The sequence below is a fragment of the Cellulomonas sp. NPDC058312 genome (genome assembly GCF_042880135.1).
Taxonomy (GTDB): domain Bacteria; phylum Actinomycetota; class Actinomycetes; order Actinomycetales; family Cellulomonadaceae; genus Cellulomonas.
Genome location: NZ_JBHVZE010000002.1, coordinates 916,454 through 924,153 on the forward strand (window position 1 = coordinate 916,454; position 7,700 = coordinate 924,153).

At 73.7% G+C, this 7,700-nt stretch carries 7 protein-coding genes; 2 read left to right on the plus strand and 5 right to left on the minus strand.

All coding sequences use genetic code 11. The features are described 5' to 3' along the window. The first annotated feature begins 123 nt into the window (after positions 1–123). Positions 124–1,335 (plus strand): iron uptake system protein EfeO, encoded by a 1,212-nt coding sequence (gene efeO, locus ACFVXN_RS08730; protein ID WP_389230364.1) that lies wholly within the window; start codon positions 124–126, stop codon positions 1,333–1,335. Further along, positions 1,325–2,680, plus strand: coding sequence for an iron uptake transporter deferrochelatase/peroxidase subunit (efeB, locus tag ACFVXN_RS08735; RefSeq protein ID WP_389230367.1), 1,356 nt, complete (start codon positions 1,325–1,327; stop codon positions 2,678–2,680). The genes efeO and efeB overlap by 11 nt, the downstream gene beginning before the upstream one ends. Before the next feature lie 181 nt (positions 2,681–2,861). Here the strand turns inward: efeB and ACFVXN_RS08740 are convergent, their stop codons facing one another. The 5 genes from ACFVXN_RS08740 to ACFVXN_RS08760 all read right to left on the minus strand — a co-directional run bounded on the left by ACFVXN_RS08740 (position 2,862) and on the right by ACFVXN_RS08760 (position 7,451). Continuing rightward, on the minus strand, positions 2,862–4,064 hold the full coding sequence (locus ACFVXN_RS08740) for a Vms1/Ankzf1 family peptidyl-tRNA hydrolase (protein WP_389230370.1): 1,203 nt from the start codon (positions 4,062–4,064) through the stop codon (positions 2,862–2,864). Between the two features lie 155 nt (positions 4,065–4,219). After that, positions 4,220–4,552, minus strand: a complete 333-nt coding sequence (locus ACFVXN_RS08745; RefSeq protein WP_389230373.1) for a chorismate mutase — start codon at positions 4,550–4,552, stop codon at positions 4,220–4,222. Then, on the minus strand, positions 4,549–5,835 hold the full coding sequence (gene clpX / locus ACFVXN_RS08750; protein ID WP_389230376.1) for an ATP-dependent Clp protease ATP-binding subunit ClpX: 1,287 nt from the start codon (positions 5,833–5,835) through the stop codon (positions 4,549–4,551). Before clpX ends, ACFVXN_RS08745 begins: the two co-directional genes overlap by 4 nt. A gap of 253 nt (positions 5,836–6,088) precedes the next feature. Next, a complete protein-coding gene (locus ACFVXN_RS08755; protein ID WP_389230378.1) occupies positions 6,089–6,790 on the minus strand; it encodes an ATP-dependent Clp protease proteolytic subunit in 702 nt (233 codons plus the stop codon). 40 nt (positions 6,791–6,830) lie between these two features. Next, positions 6,831–7,451, minus strand: a complete 621-nt coding sequence (locus ACFVXN_RS08760) for an ATP-dependent Clp protease proteolytic subunit (protein WP_389230381.1) — start codon at positions 7,449–7,451, stop codon at positions 6,831–6,833. Positions 7,452–7,700: the final 249 nt, after the last annotated feature.

Here is a 7,700-nt window from a genome sequence, read left to right on the forward strand (position 1 = left end):
CGGCTCGCGCCCCGCCCGAGCCGCCCCCACCGCCTCCTCGCCGCAGGCACGCGCGCCGCACGACCCGGCCCCCCGGGTCCGGCGCGCCCGTCACCCCGCACCTGCCACCACCCCGGAGACCCCATGTCCCGCTCCCTGCCCACCGCCCGCCTGACGTCCGCCGCGGCCCTCGCCGCGCTCGTGCTGCCGCTCGCGGCGTGCGTCGACAACGGCGCCGCCGGCGCCGACGCCACCGGACCCGGCGCGATCACCGTCGACTCCACCGCCGACGCCTGCGACGTCGCGACCGCCGAGGCGCCGTCCGGCACCGTCACGTTCACCGTCACCAACAGCGGCGACGACGTGACCGAGTTCTACCTGCTCGCCGACGACCGCCTGCGCGTGGTCTCCGAGGTCGAGAACATCGGCCCCGGCATCACCCGCGACCTCGTCGTGCAGGTCCCGGCCGGGGACTACTACACCGCCTGCAAGCCCGGCATGGTCGGCGACGGCATCACGGCCGCGTTCACCGTGACCGACTCCGGCGCGGACGTCGGCCCGTCCGGTCCGGTCGCGCAGCAGCTCGCGACCGCGCAGGCCGACTACGTCGCGTACGTGAAGGACCAGGTCGGCTCGCTGGTCACCGGCACCCAGGAGTTCGCCGACGCGTACGCCGCGGGCGACGACGCGACCGCCCGGTCCCGGTACGCCGCCGTGCGCGTGCACTGGGAGCGCGTCGAGCCGGTGGCCGAGTCCTTCGGCGACCTGGACCCGCTGCTCGACGCCCGCGAGGCCGACCTCGCCGAGGGCGACGAGTGGAGCGGCTGGCACTACATCGAGAAGGACCTCTGGCAGCCCGCCCCCGACGCGAACGGCGGCGAGACGTACACCCCGCTGACCCCCGAGCAGCGCCAGGAGGCCGCCGACACCCTCGTCGAGCTCACCGGCGAGCTCGAGGCCCGCGTCACCGCCGACGACTTCACCTTCGAGGCGTTCCAGATCTCCAACGGCGCCAAGGAGCTGCTGGACGAGGTCGCGACCGGCAAGGTCACCGGCGAGGAGGAGATCTGGTCCCACACCGACCTGTGGGACTTCCGCGCGAACGTCGACGGGGCCGAGGTCGCCCTCGGGGTGCTGCGTGGCGTCGCCGAGCAGCAGGACCCGGAGCTGGTGACCGAGCTCGACGACCGGTTCGCGGACCTCGACGCCCTGCTCGCCCAGCACGGCTCCGTCGACGCCGGCTTCGCCTCGTACACCGACCTGACACCCGCGCAGGTCGCCGAGCTCGCCGCCGCCGTCGACGCCGTGAGCGAGCCCCTGTCCCGCCTGACCGCGACGATCACCGATGCGGCCTGACGACCCCGCCGCACCCGCCGGCGACGACCGCCCGCGCGGTCTCAGCCGCCGTGCCGTCCTCCTCGGGGGCGGCGCGGCGGCCGGCGCCGCGGCGGTCGCCGGTGCCGCGTTCGCCGGCGGACGCGCCACCGCCCCCGACCGCGCCGCTGCCGTCGAGGCGCGCACCTACCCGTTCGCCGGCGCGCACCAGGCCGGGATCGTCACGCCCGCGCAGGACCGCCTGTACGTCGCCGCGTTCGACCTGACGACCACCGACCGCGCCGCGCTCGTCGACCTGCTGCGCACCTGGACCACGATGGCCGCCCGGCTCACCGCCGGGCTCGGCGCGGGACCGCTCGGGTTCGACCGCGGCAGCTACGACGCCCCGCCCGACGACACCGGCGAGGCCGCGGACCTGCCGCCCGCCGGCCTCACCCTGACCTTCGGGTTCGGCCGGTCGCTGTTCGTGGGCGCCGACGGCGGCTCGGACCCGTTCGGGCTCGCCGGCCGGCTGCCGGGCGCGCTCGCGCCCCTGCCCCACTTCCCCGGGGACGCGCTCGACGCCGACCGCAGCGACGGCGACCTGGTCGTCCAGGCGTGCTCCGACGACGCGCAGGTCGCGTTCCACGCCGTGCGGAACCTGTCCCGCGCCGCGTTCGGCACCGCCCGGATCCGCTGGGCGCAGCTCGGCTACGGGCGCACGTCGTCCACGTCGACCGCCCAGCAGACGCCGCGCAACCTGTTCGGCTTCAAGGACGGGACCGCGAACATCATGGCCGAGGAGGCCACCGCCCTCGAGGACCACGTGTGGGTGCAGGCCGCCGACGCGCGCGCCGACACCGGGACCGACTCCGCCTGGATGACCGGCGGCACGTACCTGACGGGCCGGCGCATCCGGATGACCGTCGAGACCTGGGACCGCTCCTCGCTGCGCGAGCAGGAGCGGGTCGTCGGCCGGACGAAGGGCTCCGGCTCCCCGCTGTCCGGCGGCGTGGAGCACACCGCGCCCGACTTCGAGCGTGCCGGGTCCGACGGGACGCCGCTGATCGACCCCGCGTCGCACGTGCGGCTCGCCCACCCGACGTCGAACGGCGGCACCCGGATGCTGCGCCGCGGGTACACGTTCACCGACGGCAACGACGCGCTCGGGCGGCTGGACGCCGGCCTCTACTTCATCGCGTTCACCCGCGACCCGCGGACCCACTACGTCCCGGTCCAGCAGGCGCTCGCCCAGCAGGACCTCATGTCCGAGTACCTGCAGCACACCGCGTCCGCCCAGTTCGCCGTGCCACCGGGCGTCCCCCGGATCGCCCCGGACGGCTCCCTGGTGGACGACTCCTACGTGGGCGCCGGCCTGCTCGCCTGACGCCCGGCCCCGAGCCCGGACCCCCCGCGCCGCCCGACTCCGGCCAGCAGGCGCCGAGACAGGACGCGCGCGCCGAGACAGGGCCGTCCAGCGCCCTGTCTCGGCGCGGCGGCCCTGTCTCGGCGACCAGGCCGGGCGGGTCAGGCCGGGCGGAGCCGGCCGGGCGGATCCGCCGCCGGCGTCAGACCACGTCGCGCAGGCGGGACTGGTCGTCCGACTGGGTCGGGATCGACTCGCTCGGCGTCGAGTCGTCGCTCCACCGGAGCACCGCCCCGATGCCGTCGACGACCTCGACCTGCCCGTCCGAGGCGATGGTCAGCCCGGCGTCCTGGCCCAGCGCCGCCCGGATCAGCGCGACGTCCGCGGGCATCTGCCGGGCCCCGGAGGTGACCCCGATGCCCGCCAGGTCGGACTCGCTGCTCGCGATCTGCAGCGGCTCCGGCCCGACCCACAGCCGGCGCTCGGACAGCGACGACCCGGGCAGCGTGGCGTCCTCGTGCAGCACGACCTCCGCGACCTGCCCCCGCTGGAGCACGGTCACCACGTCGTCCACCGAGGTCACCGCCGCCTCCCCGCGACCGAGGGCCTCGCGGTAGCGGTCGAGCACGCTGGTCCGCCGGGTCCGCCGGAACGTCTCCAGCGCCTCCGACACGCGCTGGTGGAACGCCTGCTGGTTGACGCCGTCGGCGCGGGAGCCGCCCTGCACCTCGACCACGAGCTCGCGCGTGCGCGGCGCCACCGCGTGGCAGAGCAGCGACACGGCACGGACGTCGCCGGTGACGAGCACGATCTCCGGCTTCTTCTCGACCACCTGCTTGTCGAGGTCGGCCGCGACGGTCTCGGCGTTGCGCTCCCAGGAGTCCTCGGCGCGGACCTGCACGCGCTTGTGCGCCCAGGCGCCGCCGCCCTCCTTCACCTTGTGCAGCACGTCGTGGTCGCCCTCGACCGTCTCCTTCGACGACCCGCGCACGCCCGAGCCGTCCGACCAGGTGAGGTCCGCGCCCTGCCGGTCGATCTCGACCAGGAGGAACCGGGTCGCCTCGTCCGCGGCCCGGACCGCGGGCAGCAGCACCGGCACGTCGTCGAGCACGGCCGTCGACTGCGCGGGCGGGGACTTCAGCACGCGGTCGACGACCACCCCGCGGGAGTCCGCGATGACGACCCGCCCGTGCGGCGTGGTGACACCCGTGGGCCGGGTGACGACCTGCTCGATCTCGTCCAGCACGCCGGCGGCGGCACCCGCGCGCTCGAGGTCCCGCCGCAGGGACCGCCAGCGGCCCGCCACCTCCTCGTCACCGGACGCGTCGGCGCGGGTGGCGTCGAGGTGGACCGTCACGAACGGAGCGGGACGGCCGAGCAGGGGCTTGAGCCAGTGCAGTTCCACGGGGCGACCTCCGAGGGTTCTTCGGATGCGTCGGTCGAGCCGATGAGGCGCCTGCCGGGCCCCTGCGGCCGACCTGTCCTGACCCCTCCCACCCTGGGCCAGGTCGGCGCCGAGCGCCACCCCTGACCGGGTCCCGGTCGCGGTGGCGCGCCAGGTCAGGCCGGGGGCACCGCGCCCGGGGCGTCGCCGCCCGCCGCGATCGCCTCGTGGTGCCGGATGACCTCCTCGACGATGAACGCGAGGAACTTCTCCGCGAACACCGGGTCGAGGTCGGCGTCGTGCGCGAGCGACCGCAGCCGGGCCACCTGCCGGGCCTCGCGGCCGGGGTCCGACGCGGGCAGGCCGAGGCGCGCCTTGAGCACGCCGACCTGCTGGGTCGCCTTGAACCGCTCCGCGAGGAGGTGGATCAGCGCGGCGTCGATGTTGTCGATGCTGCCGCGCAGGCGCGCCAGCTCCGGCGGCGGACCGCCGGCGTCTGCGAGGCTCACGCGCTCTTCTCGCGCGGCGTGCGCTTCGCGGGCGCCTGGCGGGGCACCAGCGTCGGGTTCACGTTCTCCAGGACGACCTCGCGGGTCACGACCACGCGCTCGACGTCGTCACGGCTCGGCACCTCGAACATCACCTGCTGGAGGACCTCCTCCATGATGGCCCGCAGCCCGCGCGCACCGGTACCGCGCAGCAGCGCCTGGTCGGCGATGGCCTCGACCGCGTCGGCGGTGAACTCCAGCTCGACGCCGTCGATCTCGAACATCCGCTGGTACTGCTTCACGAGCGCGTTGCGGGGCTCGGTGAGGATCCGCACCAGGGCCGACTGGTCGAGCGGCGACACCGTCGTGATGACCGGGACGCGGCCGATGAACTCGGGGATCAGGCCGAACTTCAGCAGGTCCTCCGGCATGACGTCGCCGTAGACGTCGCGGTCGTCCGCGGAGTGCAGCGGGGCGCCGAAGCCGATGCCGCGCCGGCCCGCGCGCGAGGTGATGATCTCGTCCAGCCCGGCGAACGCACCGGCCACGATGAACAGCACGTTCGTCGTGTCGATCTGGATGAACTCCTGGTGCGGGTGCTTGCGGCCGCCCTGCGGCGGCACCGAGGCGGTCGTGCCCTCGATGATCTTGAGCAGCGCCTGCTGCACGCCCTCGCCGGAGACGTCGCGGGTGATCGACGGGTTCTCGCTCTTGCGGGCGATCTTGTCGATCTCGTCGATGTAGATGATCCCGGTCTCGGCCTTCTTCACGTCGAAGTCGGCGGCCTGGATCAGCTTGAGCAGGATGTTCTCGACGTCCTCGCCGACGTAGCCCGCCTCGGTGAGGGCCGTGGCGTCCGCGAGGGCGAACGGGACGTTGAGCATCTTCGCGAGCGTCTGCGCGAGGTACGTCTTGCCGCAGCCCGTCGGGCCGATCAGCAGGATGTTCGACTTCGCGATCTCGACGGCCTCGTCGGACTGCGCGGTGCCGACGGCGGGGGTGGCCTCACCCGCCTGGATGCGCTTGTAGTGGTTGTAGACCGCGACGGCGAGCGACCGCTTGGCGGGCTCCTGACCGACGATGTACTGCTCGAGGAACGCGAAGATCTCCTTCGGCTTGGGCAGCTCCACCATGCCGATCTCGGTGGCCTCCGCGCGCTCCTCCTCCATGATCTCGTTGCACAGCTCGATGCACTCGTCGCAGATGTAGACGCCCGGCCCCGCGATGAGCTTCTTGACCTGCTTCTGCGACTTCCCGCAGAACGAGCACTTGAGAAGGTCGGCGCCGTCCCCGATGCGAGCCACGTGCGTCCCCTTCCCTCGGTGCGACCGTCGCGGTCGCGTCGGTGCTGCGCGCGCGTCCCCGTCGCGGGGACCCGCCCATCGGTCCATTGCACACCACGTTCAGCCCGGTGTCAGCCTGCACACGCCCCGGAGCCGGGCGTGTCGCCCGGGTGAGACCCGTCCGGCCCAGCCCGGCGGCCCCCGGCACCCGCCGACGCCCCGGCGGCCGCTGCTCGCGGCCCGCCGGGGCGTCGTCGGTGGTGCGTGCCGTGCGTCAGGGCTCGACGGTCGTCGCGACGACGCCCTTGCGGCTCTCGAGCACCTGGTCGACGATCCCGTACTCGTGCGCCTGCGCGGCGGTGAGGATCTTGTCGCGCTCGATGTCCTGCCGGACCTGCTCGAGCGGCCGGCCCGTGTGGTGCGCGAGGGTCGCCTCGAGCCACTCGCGCATCCGGATCAGCTCGTTGGCGTGGATCTCGATGTCGGACGCCTGGGCGTAGCCGCCGCCCTCCATCGCGGGCTGGTGGATCAGCACGCGGGCGTTCGGCAGCGCCAGGCGCTTGCCCGGGGTGCCGGCGGCCAGCAGGACCGCCGCGGCGGACGCCGCCTGGCCGAGGCACACCGTCTGGATCTGCGGCTTGATGTACTGCATCGTGTCGTAGATCGCGGTCAGCGCGGTGAACGAGCCACCGGGCGAGTTGATGTACAGCGTGATGATGCCGTCGGGGTCGGTCGACTCCAGGACCAGCAGCTGGGCCATGACGTCGTCCGCGGAGGCGTCGTCCACCTGCACGCCGAGGAAGATGATGCGGTCCTCGAACAGCTTGGTGTACGGGTCCTGCCGCTTGAAGCCGTACGCGGTGCGCTCCTCGAACTGGGGCAGCACGTAGCGGGACGACGGCGACTGGGCGGGCGCGCCGCCCCAGCCGCCGGCGAGGCGCCCGGCACGGGCGATGAACTGCGACTCGGTGCTCACGGGTTCTCCTTCTGCGTGGTCTGGTGTGGTCGGCGCGGCGTCAGGACCGCGTGCCGCCGCCGCCGGTGACCGCGCCGGCGTGCGTGACGACCTTGTCGATGAACCCGTACTCCAGCGCCTCGGGCGCCGTGAACCAGCGGTCGCGGTCCGAGTCGGCCGTGATCTGCTCGTGCGTCTTGCCGGTCTGCTCGGCGATCAGCTCCGCGAGCACCGTCTTCATGTGCAGGATCAGCTGGGCGTTGATCCGCACGTCGGTGGCGGTGCCGCCGATGCCACCGGACGGCTGGTGCATCATGACGCGGGCGTGCGGGGTCGCGTAGCGCTTGCCCTTCGCGCCCGAGGAGAGCAGGAACTGCCCCATCGAGGCGGCCATGCCCATCGCGACGGTGGCGACGTCGGGCTGGATGTACTGCATGGTGTCGTAGATCGCCATGCCCGCGGTGATCGAGCCACCGGGCGAGTTGATGTACAGGAAGATGTCCTTGTCGGGGTCCTCCGCCGCGAGCAGCATCATCTGCGCGCAGATGGCGTTCGCGTTGTCGTCTCGGACCTCCGAACCCAGCCAGATGATCCGCTCCTTGAGGAGCCGGTTGTAGATGGAGTCGTTGAGGCCGAGTCCCCCGGACTCGGCCCGGGCGATCGCCGGCGTCTGGTCGTTCACGAAGGCTCCCTCGTCAGGCTTGGTTGCTTGTCAGCGACCCTAACGCCCGCACCCGGCCGGTTCCGTCCCGCCCACCCCCCGTTTCGCTGACGGCGCACGCTCCCCTCCCCTCGTCGGCCGGCGGTCGAGGTCGAGGGTTTGCGTCGAGGTCGAGGGTTTCAGGCCCCGCCGGCCCGCCGTACCCAACACCCAGGCCCCCGCCCCGCCCGCGGGGGGGGGGAGGTAGCGGGGCGCGCGCCGCCCGGCCCC